At 48.7% G+C, this 13,031-nt stretch carries 18 protein-coding genes; 7 read left to right on the top strand and 11 right to left on the bottom strand.

Annotated features, from left to right (window positions below; translation table 11 throughout):
• Positions 1–898: 898 nt before the first annotated feature.
• From SYN9616_RS0114860 to SYN9616_RS16000, 3 genes are all read right to left on the bottom strand, one after another.
• Entirely contained in the window at positions 899–1,243 is a 345-nt protein-coding gene (locus SYN9616_RS0114860; RefSeq protein ID WP_028953792.1) for a hypothetical protein, read from the bottom strand.
• Positions 1,244–1,742: 499 nt separating this feature from the next.
• Positions 1,743–1,880, bottom strand: coding sequence for a high light inducible protein (locus SYN9616_RS0114850; protein ID WP_028953791.1), 138 nt, complete (start codon positions 1,878–1,880; stop codon positions 1,743–1,745).
• Between the two features lie 1,318 nt (positions 1,881–3,198).
• Complete coding sequence (locus SYN9616_RS16000; protein WP_037991121.1) at positions 3,199–3,411, bottom strand: hypothetical protein; 213 nt, start codon at positions 3,409–3,411, stop codon at positions 3,199–3,201.
• Between the two features lie 236 nt (positions 3,412–3,647).
• Between SYN9616_RS16000 and SYN9616_RS0114840 the strand changes: the two genes are divergently transcribed.
• The 3 genes from SYN9616_RS0114840 to SYN9616_RS0114825 all read left to right on the top strand — a co-directional run bounded on the left by SYN9616_RS0114840 (position 3,648) and on the right by SYN9616_RS0114825 (position 5,850).
• The gene (locus SYN9616_RS0114840; RefSeq protein ID WP_028953790.1) at positions 3,648–3,947 is read left to right on the top strand and encodes a hypothetical protein; all 300 of its coding nucleotides are present in this window, start codon (positions 3,648–3,650) and stop codon (positions 3,945–3,947) included.
• 570 nt (positions 3,948–4,517) lie between these two features.
• A complete protein-coding gene (locus SYN9616_RS0114830) occupies positions 4,518–5,114 on the top strand; it encodes a VOC family protein (RefSeq protein ID WP_028953789.1) in 597 nt (198 codons plus the stop codon).
• 304 nt (positions 5,115–5,418) lie between these two features.
• Positions 5,419–5,850, top strand: coding sequence for a cupin domain-containing protein (locus tag SYN9616_RS0114825; protein WP_028953788.1), 432 nt, complete (start codon positions 5,419–5,421; stop codon positions 5,848–5,850).
• Between the two features lie 475 nt (positions 5,851–6,325).
• On the opposite strand, the gene SYN9616_RS0114820 is transcribed toward SYN9616_RS0114825, so the two are convergent.
• Together SYN9616_RS0114820 and SYN9616_RS18120 are read right to left on the bottom strand one after the other, a co-directional pair.
• Positions 6,326–6,532, bottom strand: a complete 207-nt coding sequence (locus SYN9616_RS0114820) for a hypothetical protein (protein ID WP_028953787.1) — start codon at positions 6,530–6,532, stop codon at positions 6,326–6,328.
• A gap of 21 nt (positions 6,533–6,553) precedes the next feature.
• Positions 6,554–6,685, bottom strand: coding sequence for a hypothetical protein (locus SYN9616_RS18120; RefSeq protein WP_255326798.1), 132 nt, complete (start codon positions 6,683–6,685; stop codon positions 6,554–6,556).
• Positions 6,686–6,898: 213 nt separating this feature from the next.
• Here SYN9616_RS18120 and SYN9616_RS17750 point away from each other — a divergent pair, with 213 nt between their 5' ends.
• The gene (locus tag SYN9616_RS17750) at positions 6,899–7,075 is read left to right on the top strand and encodes a hypothetical protein (protein ID WP_198015197.1); all 177 of its coding nucleotides are present in this window, start codon (positions 6,899–6,901) and stop codon (positions 7,073–7,075) included.
• 29 nt (positions 7,076–7,104) lie between these two features.
• Here the strand turns inward: SYN9616_RS17750 and SYN9616_RS17515 are convergent, their stop codons facing one another.
• From SYN9616_RS17515 to SYN9616_RS0114780, 6 genes are all read right to left on the bottom strand, one after another.
• Positions 7,105–7,260 carry a hypothetical protein gene (locus SYN9616_RS17515; protein WP_156918863.1) on the bottom strand — a complete coding sequence of 52 codons (156 nt, stop codon included), beginning with the start codon at positions 7,258–7,260 and terminating at the stop codon, positions 7,105–7,107.
• A 143-nt stretch (positions 7,261–7,403) separates the two neighbouring features.
• Entirely contained in the window at positions 7,404–7,577 is a 174-nt protein-coding gene (locus SYN9616_RS17745; RefSeq protein ID WP_198015196.1) for a hypothetical protein, read from the bottom strand.
• A gap of 95 nt (positions 7,578–7,672) precedes the next feature.
• Positions 7,673–7,825: a hypothetical protein gene (locus SYN9616_RS17510; RefSeq protein ID WP_156918862.1), complete on the bottom strand. Its 153-nt coding sequence runs from the start codon at positions 7,823–7,825 to the stop codon at positions 7,673–7,675.
• 154 nt (positions 7,826–7,979) lie between these two features.
• Positions 7,980–8,210, bottom strand: a complete 231-nt coding sequence (locus tag SYN9616_RS0114790; protein WP_028953786.1) for a hypothetical protein — start codon at positions 8,208–8,210, stop codon at positions 7,980–7,982.
• 85 nt (positions 8,211–8,295) lie between these two features.
• Positions 8,296–9,684 (bottom strand): M10 family metallopeptidase C-terminal domain-containing protein, encoded by a 1,389-nt coding sequence (locus SYN9616_RS0114785; RefSeq protein WP_028953785.1) that lies wholly within the window; start codon positions 9,682–9,684, stop codon positions 8,296–8,298.
• 67 nt (positions 9,685–9,751) lie between these two features.
• Positions 9,752–9,967, bottom strand: coding sequence for a hypothetical protein (locus tag SYN9616_RS0114780; RefSeq protein WP_156918860.1), 216 nt, complete (start codon positions 9,965–9,967; stop codon positions 9,752–9,754).
• Between the two features lie 102 nt (positions 9,968–10,069).
• On the opposite strand from SYN9616_RS0114780, the gene SYN9616_RS0114775 reads away from it, so the two are divergent.
• The 3 genes from SYN9616_RS0114775 to SYN9616_RS0114760 all read left to right on the top strand — a co-directional run bounded on the left by SYN9616_RS0114775 (position 10,070) and on the right by SYN9616_RS0114760 (position 12,879).
• The gene (locus SYN9616_RS0114775) at positions 10,070–10,864 is read left to right on the top strand and encodes a prohibitin family protein (protein ID WP_028953783.1); all 795 of its coding nucleotides are present in this window, start codon (positions 10,070–10,072) and stop codon (positions 10,862–10,864) included.
• A gap of 7 nt (positions 10,865–10,871) precedes the next feature.
• The gene (locus tag SYN9616_RS0114770; protein ID WP_028953782.1) at positions 10,872–12,116 is read left to right on the top strand and encodes a DUF389 domain-containing protein; all 1,245 of its coding nucleotides are present in this window, start codon (positions 10,872–10,874) and stop codon (positions 12,114–12,116) included.
• A 406-nt stretch (positions 12,117–12,522) separates the two neighbouring features.
• Positions 12,523–12,879 carry a carboxymuconolactone decarboxylase family protein gene (locus tag SYN9616_RS0114760; protein WP_232200574.1) on the top strand — a complete coding sequence of 119 codons (357 nt, stop codon included), beginning with the start codon at positions 12,523–12,525 and terminating at the stop codon, positions 12,877–12,879.
• Positions 12,880–13,031 lie beyond the last annotated feature (152 nt).

The raw sequence follows: 13,031 nt of genomic DNA, 5'->3' as shown, positions 1-13,031 counted from the left end.
TGGCAATGAGCACGACAGCTGATTGCCGGGAGCTTCACCTTTGACGAAAGTAGGTTCATCGAGATCGGAGGAGCCCATGACGGCCGACACTCCACCTGAGCAAATCAAAGAAGCAGACTGACTTTCTGGCCCCTGCTCCAACAGTTTCCACCCATGCGTGGGCTTCTCGTCTGTGACGACAACGCTGTGCGTCTGATCAGTCGATTCTCCTCTGCACCGCTCTAGGTGCCCCGCAGGAGATCTGCCCAACACCTGGACGTCATGGCCCCAGGGCGCCTTCAGCCAGATGCTTCGACCCTCTCTCTGTTCAGAAGTAGATGGGTTGAACGATGCACAAACGAGCGAGTTAGGCCGTCTTTCCACCGGGAAGGGCGGCCTTCCTCTTTGGGGGTGGCGCCAAAACCGGAATCACACACCCCCTCAATCCTGGACCACAGACAAAAAGAAACCCCCGCCAAAGGCAGGGGTTCCAAAAACGCTTCTAGGGAGTGTGGCCTTGTTTCCACCCCGTGAGGCGCTTTTCCTCACAAAAACAATATGGCTACCGATCAGCACAAATCAAAGATCCTTGGGTTCGGCTTGCGAATTGACCCTCATCGTCCATGGGCACCTGTACTGCTTGCTGGACGGCAACTACCCTCGCCAGTGGTTTTGCATCACAGTGCTCAATTCGATTTGCCGACTGCGTGAGACAATCACTCACCTTGGATATGAGGAGCATTGACTGAAATCTTCGGTAGGCAGATCATCTCTAATATCAGGATCGCTATAGATATAGGCCTGACATAGTTCAAAAGGTGTGTAGTTGGCATAAGGATCCCCGTCATCGAACGGGCTCCCCGCTTTAACGGAAACCCCAGTGTTCAATCCAATCAGGGTCAAGAGTGTGATCAAAAAACTATTGCGGTCGTTCAATTGTAATGTTCCAGGATTGAGAACAATCATCCGCAGCGAAGTCAACTCCCTGCCGAATCAAAACTTTGTCTGCATCAGAAGCGGCATCATATGCCCTTTGAATAAGCGCATTCAGGCCGGAAAGCTTAAAGCCATCCATGGCAACTGCTTCGCACATCCCCATAATTCCAGAGGTAAATCCGATATAACCGCATAGCGATGGATCTTTTCCACAAACATTCTGGACCCTTTGTTGCAAACTCTCAGCCAAGACCGGAGATGATGAAAGGAGCAAAATACCCAGGATCAAAAACCTTTTCACAGCTTTGGACGATACATCCTCAAACATTAATCACTCCGAAAGCGTCTGACAAAAAACAACAGAAGTAACAATCGAAAGAACACAAGAAAAGCTATAAAAAAGCAAATTCAATAAGCGCAATCTTCCTAGAGTTGAAAATTGGTCACAAATAACATCCTCACTTAAACATCTTATCATTCCAGCCATGGGCAAACATCAACCCGCTTGAATTAGTTCAAATAAAAACGAAAGAGCTCAAACCTTGCTGAAGATGAAATCAAATTAACAGAAATCGGAGCTGAGAAAGTTTTCATTCAAGCCCTTAGGACACATAAACCCAACTTGTGAAAAGCCAATTTAAGCAAGACATGATTAGTCTAAGTACAAGCCTCAAAAGACATTGTTGAGGCTCTTGATTGATTCCCAGAGATAGCGAACAACCGTATTGGCTCCAACGCCAAAAACAGCAATCACAAGACCCGAATAAAACAAGCGCCGATGACCGGCGCTTGTTTCGGGTACCCAAAAATCAGGTTCCTGCACGTTTTCAGCCGAGACCGATCTGTTGAAGGATGCCTTGACCCGTAAGAAGCTCTGTGGACAGGCCAATAACAAAGCCCATCATGGCTAGGCGTCCATTCCACTGCTCGGCAAAAGAAGAAAAGCCGAATCTTGCGTCATCCATGAGGCGAGTGTGTTGCAGAGTAATTTGTAACAGAATGTTTCGGCAAGTTGCGGCTTGTTATGCCGGTTGACCCAAAAAGCTGTCACATTTGATTCGTCGGCCAAAGAGAGCGGGACAGCCTTCAGCGATGCATCTATTTCTCAACTCGTGACCAGTGCGTGGAAGATGGCCAATGTTCTGCATCCTCTCGACAACACAAAAACCAAGGCAGTGGAGCATGCAAATTAAAAAGATGCATGGATGCAATGGCCTCACACACCTGGCCACAAGATTAAATTCAATTGTTACCACATCCCCCAAAAGAGGGATGCCCTATACAAGAAGATGATCGACACTGATGCTGGTCTAGGAGATCACTGCCAAAGGTCCATCTCGTCAATTCCACATGCCCACCAAAACCGCAAAATCAAAGCTTCCCAAAGCTAATCACTGGAAACTTTCGATTTCAACAAGTCGATTAAACCATAGAGTGGAGCCCTTGGCTAAATAAATTTAGTCCCAACAGATACTGCATCAACCAATATCAAATTTTTTCAAGATCCAGACAATAACGGCAAGATTTCACAGAGAGAATTAATATGCGAAGGCATCATCATCACCGATGAAGACGAACAAGACAAGCTGACAAACTTCTCTGGAAAAATTAAACTCAGAAAACAAATGCACTCATGCCTGTGGGATACCGCTAAAGCCAAAACCGAATTCATACCGTGCACGAGAGATTATGTAGCGACAATTCACGCCTTAAAATTGATCAGCCAAGCTGGTGAAAAATACACTGCCGAAGGGCTCGAGCTTTTTGGAGCGACTGACGTGATGTGGTGACTAGCTCTCTCCATAAATCCATCAATCCCTAACTGCATGGATCACGAAGCACAAACAGACGATTCATTCAGCACTCAACACCCAGGCATGTACATCCCAGCGAGAGTACTTTTCACATAGCGCAAAGCAGCATTCGATCGACGCTGACATCGTCTCCCGAGCCAAGGTGTTGAGGTGGGAACCACGCCATTGCGGTTCTCTCAGCCGGTGGCCCCCAGAACCCATCGGTGGCTGGACTGCAACTGGCCCTCATCCTCTGCCGGAGCGAGGGCCAGGCCCAGCTCCTGATATCAAGAGGTAATCAAATTGAGGCAAGCAGAACCTCACTTAGATACTTTCTTTTTTGCATCTTGAGAAGTGATGTAATGAAGATCACTGATTGAGGACATGAAAATAATTAAAATTGACTACCCATATTTTCTATGCAAGCCAGGATATGTTTAGAGAGGTGCCGCAAATTCTTGTTGCTACACAGAACAGGCATTAAAGGACATCATTCATCAGACGAATCAATTGGTTGAAAACGACGTGCTTTGCGTTTCTGATACTGGAGAGCTTTCTCGAGATGCTCGACCTTTCGTTCCAGCTCCTCAACCCGATCCCGCAGATCAAGCTCACGATGATGGGCTTCCTGATCAAGCCGCTGACGACCACCATTCATCATTTCCGTATAACTCAGGGCCCTGGGCTTGTCTGGATCAGTCATCGAATGATGATTACAGGAAAAGAAACCGGTTGGACGAATCAGATCTAAACACTGTCCCTTAGCTAATACAAGTCAGTTTTACGGAAGAGGCTGAGGATCGCAACAGCTGCAAGGCCAAGACGCTACCAAACAGCCCAGAACACGATGCAAGGCCAACCCCTGCAACTCCTGATCAAATAAAAAGAGGGCAGAGCAGTGCTCGAGAACTAACGTCGAAGAGCCGCACAACCAAACTTTTGAGCGACTCACAACCTTTCGCCTACCTGGTTACCATCGCTTTCGGAGACAGGGAAGCGCCGATACTGGCAACAGTGGTGTACCTCAGCGAACAAACAGGAGAGGACGCCAAGTCGGTCGCAGAGGCATTGGTGACGAATGCTGCAAACTCCTCAACTCAAAGACCTTGCTTTCAATGGGCGACGTTGAAAGGACAGGACAACAAAACCTTCTCTACTGAAGAACTTGCAATGCTGATTTCAGCCGCTGGCCAAGGCAAAATCGGTGTTGCACGCGTGACTCCAGTGAAGCTCAACTAAAAGCAATCCCAAAACACGTTATCCAGCAGCGGTTGCAGACCGTTGTTGCCTTAATCTGTACTAAAAATTTAATGATGACGATTCCATTCGGAGAGCCTCAGCAATTTGAGGAGGACAAAGACAGATTGAATAAGCCACGACTTAAGTTATGGCTTAACAAGCAATTAAGAAGTCTGGCTCAAAAGCAACGTATTCAGGACGCTAGGGCATTACGCAAAGAATTTGAAGTTCTTGAATCGTAGGCAACTGACATTCTGGATATCATTTCAGAGATCACCTGAAACGGTAGAAACGTAATCGTTTATCAACAACAAGCAATGACGGCTTTAAGGCGCATTGATCAATGCAATATTCAATAGCAAAACGGATGATATCAATCCATAGCAGCTTTGGCAAAATCCCAAACAATGCATAAAAAACACAATCAATTAATTAGCTCTAGACGCACTATTCTTATTTGGTGTCCAACAGCCCTTCCCGTAATGCTTCCAAACGCGCCCCTCAAACTGTTCACAGCCAACAACGCGAGGACATTTCAGGCGCTAAAAGGATAAAAAGCTTTCACAAATAATGACCCTCAGAAAGTATTTAAACCAAGATGCTGTTCAACACGTAGGCATCAATGTTGACGACATGGAGATTTCAAAACAATTTTATGGTGACATTCTCGGCGGTGTTTTCGTTGCAGAAATCAAAGGAATCACAGGCGAAGAATGGACAACGATTCTCAATGGAAATGTTGAAACAGCTCCACAACTTGGAAGCGGCGATGCGTTGGATGTTTGCTTCTACTCCTTTGGGAATACAGCCGCAGAACTTCTCAGATATTACGATAAAGAGTCAGGCAAAACTCATGACGCTCACCCATGCACCGATGCAAACAAACAAGGGGTTGGTGGCAAGCATGTGTCTTTCAACTTGGCAGAAGATATCGATGCTAAGGAGTTTTTCGTAAAACTTTTAGATCAGGCCAAGGGGATGAAGCTTTCTCTGAATAAAGACGATCTCCACCACCTAGGCCCCGATGGTGAGTTGGGCGGATGGAATTGCTTCTTCATGGCCGGCCCAAGCGGAGAAAGAGTTGAATTCAACCAGATTGCTGATGGCAGCAACGCAGCACTCAACATGAAAAAAGCATCGGATCAATTCCGATCCTCAGCAGGGTAATGTTTTACATCTGCATCACAGCAGACAATGCCAATCACTAAGTCGTTCGCCGATATACCTTCAAGAATAGAACCTTAGTTTTAACAAAAAATTATCCAGAAAGTATTACGTCAAATTTCAATGCTCGCGAGAACCAGCCTTTAGATCGCCCTCGAATCCTGATGAAGATGGGGCAGCTCAGCTTTTAAGGTTTCAATCAAAACGAAAAAATCAAAAGCCATGAAGCCAATAAATCCCGCATTTTGTCGGCTTAGATTTTTTAAATAGGGTATTATGTTTATTCAAGACACTTCGGACAAACGCAATGCTAGTGAAATTCTTCTCGTTGACAGCCGCATCACTTTTATTATTGACGCCCAGTGGAGCCCTTGCCTCACCAAAGCCCGTTATTGAAGAACTCTTAAAGGCGAATAAAACGCTCGGGGGGCAAACAGTGATCTACCCGGAGGGAACTCCTGAAATGCGTATTTATCGAATTACGCTTGCACCTGGTGCAAAAATTCCATTGCATACACATCCTTCACCAGTGATTGTGTATGTTCAAAAAGGAACACTCACCAACGTTCGCATCGTCGACGGACAAGAAGTCATCGATACCATCGGAGCTGAAAGTGGTTTCCTCGAAGGTTCTCCCAAAGAGCCTCATTATGTGATTAACAACGGTAATGCACCAGTTGTTTCAATTGTCACCTTTGCCTCCGTAGAAGGAATGCCCAATCTGATCAAAGTGGAATAATGAGGCCTGCAAACTAAAATGCAAAGATGTATTTTATGGGCACATCAGAAACTGATCAAATCATCACAACCAACAGACACTAAATAATGTCCTGAAACTCCGACCGCTTTAGGAAGCATTCCTGGGGACAACAAATAAGGTGGCATCAATTAGTCCGAATTCAGGCATAGGAGAAGATGTTCTTGCCAAGTGGTGACAAGTGATGCAACAAAGGATCAAACCAAATATAAGAATCATGTTTTACAAAGCAGATGGTGGCATCCAATTATTCTGCTAACTCTCCTTATCTTGAAATACACAAGACGGACAACGGTTGCTATTTGGTTTGCATATCAAAAGGGATTTGCACAGAATTCCATGATCAATTAGAAGCAGAGGAACACATCAGGAACCTCGAGAAAGCTGGATTGTCCACTAAACAACGGACTCACCATCCATCTTGGTAAAACCGCTTTGATCTATTCGTCACGTCAACTCAAAGCGCGTGATTCTTGCCCTCGAAGCCACGAGGATTCAACAGGCTGGCATCAATGTCCGCCTCAGGATGGAGCCTCAGAACCATCCAAAGCAACATGGCTGCGCAATCCCTGTCATCCGTTCCATAGTCGTATTTCCAGTCCTGCACCAACGACAACAGCTCATGCTGAGCATTGGTAATGAATTCATCTGTCCATTCCTGCATTGCGATCACCTCACGAGGTGATTAAAGGCTGGGATAGGCATTGGCGACGCCCCAGAGAACTAAACCTGTAATGGAGGCAAACACCACCGCTGTCCATGCCGCCAGGGTTGGATTGTTGCTGTTCCCCTGGGGAAACGAAAGTCTGCGGGCCATGAGTCGAAAGTCTTGGACCCTTCAGTAGTGGCTCAGGTGGCCATCAAAGATCAACTGATATCGGTGACTCCTGACGCAAACGGAGTAGCCGTGTAACAGGCCGTCGGCGACCGTATCGGTGTGACGAACCTTTGAGAAAGCGAACAACGTCTGCAACGACCTGGTGAAACGCTCACCACGTGGTTACAACGTAGGAATTGCAGCATGGATCTGATGGCCATCAGCATTGCTTCAGCACAACCGATTGGAGCCGTGATCAACGACGGCATTCATCAACCTTTCCGAGCATCAGCATGCTCCATCAAAGCCCTCGATTACGACGAATCCCAGATGCTGGACAGTGACCACGGCCGACGTCAGCAACGCTCTGAACTGGAGTACGACTGCTGAACCACGTCTCGTCAAAAAGCGAGAGCCGATTAGTAGAACCACTTGTGGCGATTGGCGAGGTGATCAAGTTCTCGACGCATAGCTGCCACCTCCTCCCGAAGTTGACGAACCTGCTCCGCCAATGAGTCATCGCGTTGACTGTCGTCTGCATCGCCGATTTCGGATGGCTTCGGAATGTTGGGCATCAATCAGCGAAAACTAACTCCAGGACCGTCGTTGAAACGTGACGACAGTCAGGATCAATCTGATGTGTGCCCATCTCGCAGACATCCATCGTCACCAAAGGTTCAGCGCTCAGAAGAATCAAGACTCATACGGAACGAGCAACTCAAGACGCTTGGTCCACATCTGAGTTGGGCATCAACTCGCTGATATTTGGCATTGGGTCGGGTTTGCCATCAGCAATTGCACGAGCTCGGCGGTAAAACCAACTATCAGTGGAACCATCTTCTTCCATGGATTTTGCCAAAAGCTTCCAGTTCGAAAGTTCCTGAGGATCCATTATGAGAAAAGAGACATGATCAAGCTGAGAGGATCAAACCGGGTCAGACGTTGAGTCTGTTCGGATTGTCACAATTGCTAGGAAACACCATGGTTTCAACGTCGTCCCAGAACGTCTTCCCAACTGATTGAAGGGAAACCGGCCTTGGACTGGGGGACAAGACGCTTGGTCGGACGGGCATTGGACCGACGTTGAGCCGAAAGGGACTGTTGCACCCGATCCGGGTGCTCTGGGGAATGTGTCTTCATGGATTGAATAGACCGTTATGGACTTTCAGCTGCCAGGTCTGTTGTTTACGGACCTACTGCTTGTACCACCATGACACATTGCGGGGCTGCGTGCAGAAGCGGTTATCCGTCATATGTCAACCATCGATCCTGAATCGTCAACGCTGGGAAGCGATCACTCGTCGAGAACCGTCAGCCCACTGGCCTGCTCCTCAAGATGCTCAGCACGTTCAAGGACAGACTTCAGGACCTCTTCAGGCTGAGGTTGGATGTCGAGCTGTTCGAGCGTGTAGGCCACATCGCGCGATGCAGTGAGGATCGCAGGGGAGACCTGTTCCAAGGGAACACGTTGACTGGTCGCCCGGCGACGGCGTCGAGCTGACTGTTGTTTCGCGTCTTTCGCCATGACAGCAAACTCCTTAAGGACATTGTGCAACCCACTGGTCAATCGGGATGTTGGCGGTGAACCCCGTAAGTGCATGGACAACGCACTAAAACTCGCTGGCGGGGTCGAGAGTCGCGGTGAAATCACTGAAGAGCACATCCTGCTCATCAACTTGTCCATTTTTCACAAGACCGACCTGCGCATCAGCGATAAAAATCTTTGTGTGCTTCGAATGAAGGCGTAAGTCCACACTCTCCTTGTTGATGCCTTCGTCAAAAACCAGATAATCTTGCCCACTTTTAAAATCCGTGATTTTCACAAAAGACTCTGCCCCAGAATCTATCCAGAACTGATCTTTGCCTTTACCACCGATTGATCGGTTCTGACGACCAGCTCCGGCAAAGAGGATATCTTTGCCCTTGCCACCTTTGAGTTGGTTATCTGCAAAATTACCAATCAAAAGATCCGCTTTCTTGCCCCCCGAAGCATTCTCAATAACACAACCAGCTGTGGTTTTATCAATTGTCTGGCCATCCCAGTCATAAGCAATGGTGAATCCTCCATCAACTCCATCGACTCGGCTGACGTAGCCACCAGCAGCCTCAGAAAGATCCAGCGTTGCATTGCGGAGATCAATCCTGACGGCTTTTTTAGCCCCTGAGCCATCGATTCGATCAGTCCCTCCTGTATCCCAGATGCTTTGCCAACCAGTGCCCTCCTGATTCTTCTGAGGCAATCGATAAACGTCGTTGCCACCGGCGGTGCGACCGTTGGTGCCGTAAAGCCATTGCAAGGCAGCAACATCGAGTGCTCCCAGCGATTGCAGAAAACCGTAGGCCTCAATCCGATCTGGAACCAAGCCGTTGTTCGCGCGTTTATCGACGTAACTCAGCTGGGTCCATGGATGGGCGTTCTGGCCATAATCACCGGAATCCCTGAACTCATTGGAATTGCGGGTCAAGCCTGGAAATCGCGGCTGTCCCTTTAGGCCTCGATCATGAGGATGCTTCATCCCAACCGCATGAGAGAGCTCATGCAAAAATGTAATTCCATAGAAACTTCCAGATGCAATTGAATTTTTAAAACTTCCATCTTGATTTTGATAAGCGGACCAATTGATAGCAACTAAGCCTTCATCGGAATCACTGCCAGGAGTGTAAGAGAAGCCATAGCTTCCTTCAGAGCTCTTATTGTCAAGATTATAAAACCAGATCTCAACTTCATCGTCGTTATCATCTCCACGATCAATGAACTCAATACCACAAACTTTGGCAACATTATCCATCGCATTTTCCATGAGTTGGCGCTCCTCATCACTCCAACCCCAGGAGGGATATCCACCGAATTCTCCTCCGGGTTTTTCGCGCGTATCGCTGATGAAGGTATATCCAACGGCGGGATTTTCTTTTGTGATTCCCCAGCGATAGCCATCGGTTAATCCATCAATCCATGGATTACCTGACAAGGGGACGGCGATTGGATCTTGATACGACATCAGCTCTGTTCAAGTCAGCAGATCCTATTGATCACCGTAGAAGCGGCAGAAGCTGAGCATGTCCAGCTCAGACACGCCAACCAGCCGCCTGGTCTTCTTCCCAGGCGCGTTGTTCCTGATCCCCTCCATCCGGTGCGCCCCAGTACTCAGCACACAACATCCGGATTGTGTTGTTTCGCTGCTGCCTGAGATCCAGACGCACCAAAACCACCGCAATGATCACGACACTCACAGCAAGCACCAGCTGCTGCCAATGGCCTGATCGATCTCTCGGTTCGGCCATCCAGGTGGCAAGGAGTTTCTTTGGTTTAGCGAAAGGCTTGATGAAATGACAGCACTGCGGTGTCATCCGCGACATCATCTAGGGGGATGACTCAAGTCTTCGATGCAGACACCTCGATCGATCAACGACCCCGGCAATGGTCTGGTGCTCCTCGTGGCAGTGGCCCTCAGCGTCCTGCTGCTGCTGGGGCAGTCACTCTTCATCGTTCCGGCCGGGAAGGTGGCAGTCATCACCACTCTTGGCAAGGTGAGCGGCGGGTCGCGCTTGCCAGGCCTGAATCTGAAGATTCCTTTTGTGCAATCGGTGTTTCCCTTCGACGTCCGCACTCAGGTGCGTCCGGAGGAATTTGCAACGCTCACCAAAGACCTTCAGGTGATTGAGGCCACCGCCACGGTGAAGTACGCCGTCAGGCCAAATGAAGCCGGACGGATCTACAGAACGATCGCCAGCAACGACCGGGACATTTACCCACGCATTATTCAGCCGTCTCTACTGAAAGCGTTGAAATCCGTTTTCTCCCAGTACGAACTCGTCACCATCGCGACTGAGTGGAATGACATTTCTTCGTTAGTGGAGCGAACAGTGGCCGAAGAGCTGGACAAATTTGATTATGTGGAAGTGCGCGGACTCGACCTCACCGGGCTGCAAATTGCTGAGGAATATCGCGCCGCTATTGAGCAGAAGCAGATTGCGGAACAACAACTGTTGAGAGCGCAAACCGAAGTGAAGATCGCCGAGCAGGAAGCGCTTCGATACGACACTCTCAATCGCAGCCTGGATGATCAGGTGCTGTATAAACTCTTTCTCGACAAGTGGGATGGTCAGACAGAAGTGGTGCCGGCCCTGCCTGGCAGCGCCGGGGGCACTCCTCCAGTGATTGTGGGACGACGCAGTTGAACGGAGAATGACGTCGGTTCCCGACCCGAACTCAAAACTCCAAAAAGGCCAACGTCTCGACGAGCTCCACCGCAGTTACGACTCTGATGCCGAGCTCAACCAACCATTTGTGATTCTCACCCTGGGGGCGTGTTTGATCGCCACCATGGGACTGTTGGCTGATAACGCCGCAGTCGTGATTGGCGCCATGGTTGTCGCGCCGTGGATCATGCCATTGCGTACAGGGGTGTTCGCCATCCTCATCGGGGACTGGCCTTTGCTTGGCAGAGCCATGCGAACCCTGGCCATGGCCGTGCTGATCACCACGGCCCTTTCTCTGTTCATGGGGTTGTTGGCTGGGATGCGCGGGTTGATCAGCGCTGCAGGATATGGATATTTCAACTCTGAAATCCTTGGGCGTGCCACGCCAACGCTTCTGGATCTTGTTATTGCACTCGTCGCAGGAGCTCTCGCCACCTACGCCAAGTTGAAAGAAAGCGTGGTGAGCTCACTTGCAGGTACAGCCATCGCCGTCGCACTCGTGCCACCGGTGTGCGCGATGGGGCTGATGGCTGCTGGAGGAGATATCAAAGATGCCACAGGAGCTGGCCTGCTCTTCACTGCAAACTTGCTGGGAATTCTGGTTGGCGGCGTTTTGATGCTGGCAACTCTCGAACCTTACTTTCGTACAAAACTAATCAAAAGTCGCCGCGCACAGCTACCACTTTTAGTAGCCGTCGGCTTCGTAATTGCAATCACGATTCCACTTTATCAAGGGTCAGAATTAATGCGTCAAGATATAAGGAGGGTAATCCTGACGCAAAGGATTCAAGAAACCGTCAAAAACTTTCTACAAAATGAAACCCTCACTTTTGGGAGCAATGAGTCCCTGATCGTCGATGACATCAAATTCGCCTGGACTCCCGCTAAGAAGAAATCGGTAGTCGACATTGTGGTTCGCGTAACAGATCCAAAGATTCCAAGCTTTAAGCAAGTAGAAGCTGTTGAATCAAAGGTCAACAACCAGATTGGCCGGCCACTTGGACTAAGCTTTCAAATCAAAGTTCAACGTGTTCAGATTTCAATTGTTGAAGGCAGCGAAGCCCCAGTTGTAACGGACGAAGCGCAAGATATAGATTTACTAGACGAGGATCTGAATATGATCAAAGAGAGTCTTGAAAGGTTGGAGGAAGAATCATCGAGCCAGGATTTCAATGAAAATGCAAAAATCAAACCCGGTGTTTTGAAGTTGGCGCAACCACAACAGCAATGAAACTGGAGCAATCCGCTGTTGAAATCACTTGCGAGCAAGAATCACCCAGAGAGCATAAATCACGGTAACTGGCCACATTCCAAACAGCAAAGGTAAACCGAGCCCACCAATGGCGAAGAGATCAATCACCAAATTGATCCGGAACGGATTGTTTAAGCCCACTTGGGTGAACACTCCAAGAGGTGAAAAAAAAGCTTTGCCTGTGAGGCACGCTATTGGTAGCGAGACGCATGAACTCAGCAACACCACAGGGCTATCAGCTCTGCAAGCCCCAGGCTCCAGCTCGAGACCAACGAGAAACAATGTGTTGATTTCAAATGGTTAACGATTCGACTTTCACTTTGTCTTGCTAGTTCTGTAGGGAATTTTTCCGAAGGGTATGTCATCCCCCCAATACGTTAAAGGCATGCAGGAGATGCGGTCTCACTTCGGAGACGCAGCTGACAACTGGATCCAGGCGATTCACGATATTTACCCTGAATTTGCCAAAGTCAATGTTGAGTTTCCATTTGGTGAGCTGTATCGCAGAGATGTCGTAGACGACAAAACGCGTGAACTGTGCACGGTTGCCGCTCTAACGGTTCAGGGCTTTGCGCTTCCAGAGCTGAAGGTTCACGTCCAAGGAGCTCTTAATACAGGCAGTAGTCGCGCTGAGATTCTTGAAATCATCACCCAGATGATCGCTTATTGCGGATTTCCAGCCGCAACCAATGCTCTTCTGGCCACGAAGGAAGTGTTCGATGAACTTGATGCAGCGAGCTAAGCGAGGCTTTCAGCTAAGTCAGGGCTTTTGAGCTGGGCTGTTCACTGGGTGTGAGTGACAGGTATGGATAACAAAAAGCCCCCACCTTGCGGTGAGGGCTTTCCGATTCAGTTGATCTGAATCGTTATTGCTGTTCCAGATGGAACAGGTTG

This window comes from Synechococcus sp. CC9616 (genome assembly GCF_000515235.1).
Taxonomy (GTDB): Bacteria; Cyanobacteriota; Cyanobacteriia; order PCC-6307; family Cyanobiaceae; genus Parasynechococcus.
Note: the sequence above shows the minus strand (reverse complement) of the source record. Positions and strands in the feature narration are given on the sequence as shown.

What these genes read in the sequence shown, in the direction of transcription:
- SYN9616_RS0114760 (WP_232200574.1), top strand. Translation starts at nt 12,523, where the DNA reads ATGCAGGAGATGCGGTCTCACTTCGGAGACGCAGCTGACAACTGGATC.
- SYN9616_RS0114770 (WP_028953782.1), top strand. Translation starts at nt 10,872, where the DNA reads ATGACGTCGGTTCCCGACCCGAACTCAAAACTCCAAAAAGGCCAACGT.
- SYN9616_RS0114850 (WP_028953791.1), bottom strand. Translation starts at nt 1,880, where the DNA reads ATGGATGACGCAAGATTCGGCTTTTCTTCTTTTGCCGAGCAGTGGAAT.
- SYN9616_RS17515 (WP_156918863.1), bottom strand. Translation starts at nt 7,260, where the DNA reads ATGCCCAACATTCCGAAGCCATCCGAAATCGGCGATGCAGACGACAGT.
- SYN9616_RS16000 (WP_037991121.1), bottom strand. Translation starts at nt 3,411, where the DNA reads ATGACTGATCCAGACAAGCCCAGGGCCCTGAGTTATACGGAAATGATG.
- SYN9616_RS17510 (WP_156918862.1), bottom strand. Translation starts at nt 7,825, where the DNA reads ATGAAGACACATTCCCCAGAGCACCCGGATCGGGTGCAACAGTCCCTT.
- SYN9616_RS0114780 (WP_156918860.1), bottom strand. Translation starts at nt 9,967, where the DNA reads ATGGCCGAACCGAGAGATCGATCAGGCCATTGGCAGCAGCTGGTGCTT.
- SYN9616_RS0114825 (WP_028953788.1), top strand. Translation starts at nt 5,419, where the DNA reads ATGCTAGTGAAATTCTTCTCGTTGACAGCCGCATCACTTTTATTATTG.
- SYN9616_RS18120 (WP_255326798.1), bottom strand. Translation starts at nt 6,685, where the DNA reads ATGGCCCGCAGACTTTCGTTTCCCCAGGGGAACAGCAACAATCCAACC.
- SYN9616_RS0114820 (WP_028953787.1), bottom strand. Translation starts at nt 6,532, where the DNA reads ATGCAGGAATGGACAGATGAATTCATTACCAATGCTCAGCATGAGCTG.
- SYN9616_RS17750 (WP_198015197.1), top strand. Translation starts at nt 6,899, where the DNA reads ATGGCCATCAGCATTGCTTCAGCACAACCGATTGGAGCCGTGATCAAC.
- SYN9616_RS0114790 (WP_028953786.1), bottom strand. Translation starts at nt 8,210, where the DNA reads ATGGCGAAAGACGCGAAACAACAGTCAGCTCGACGCCGTCGCCGGGCG.
- SYN9616_RS0114830 (WP_028953789.1), top strand. Translation starts at nt 4,518, where the DNA reads ATGACCCTCAGAAAGTATTTAAACCAAGATGCTGTTCAACACGTAGGC.
- SYN9616_RS0114785 (WP_028953785.1), bottom strand. Translation starts at nt 9,684, where the DNA reads ATGTCGTATCAAGATCCAATCGCCGTCCCCTTGTCAGGTAATCCATGG.
- SYN9616_RS17745 (WP_198015196.1), bottom strand. Translation starts at nt 7,577, where the DNA reads ATGGATCCTCAGGAACTTTCGAACTGGAAGCTTTTGGCAAAATCCATG.
- SYN9616_RS0114860 (WP_028953792.1), bottom strand. Translation starts at nt 1,243, where the DNA reads ATGTTTGAGGATGTATCGTCCAAAGCTGTGAAAAGGTTTTTGATCCTG.
- SYN9616_RS0114775 (WP_028953783.1), top strand. Translation starts at nt 10,070, where the DNA reads ATGCAGACACCTCGATCGATCAACGACCCCGGCAATGGTCTGGTGCTC.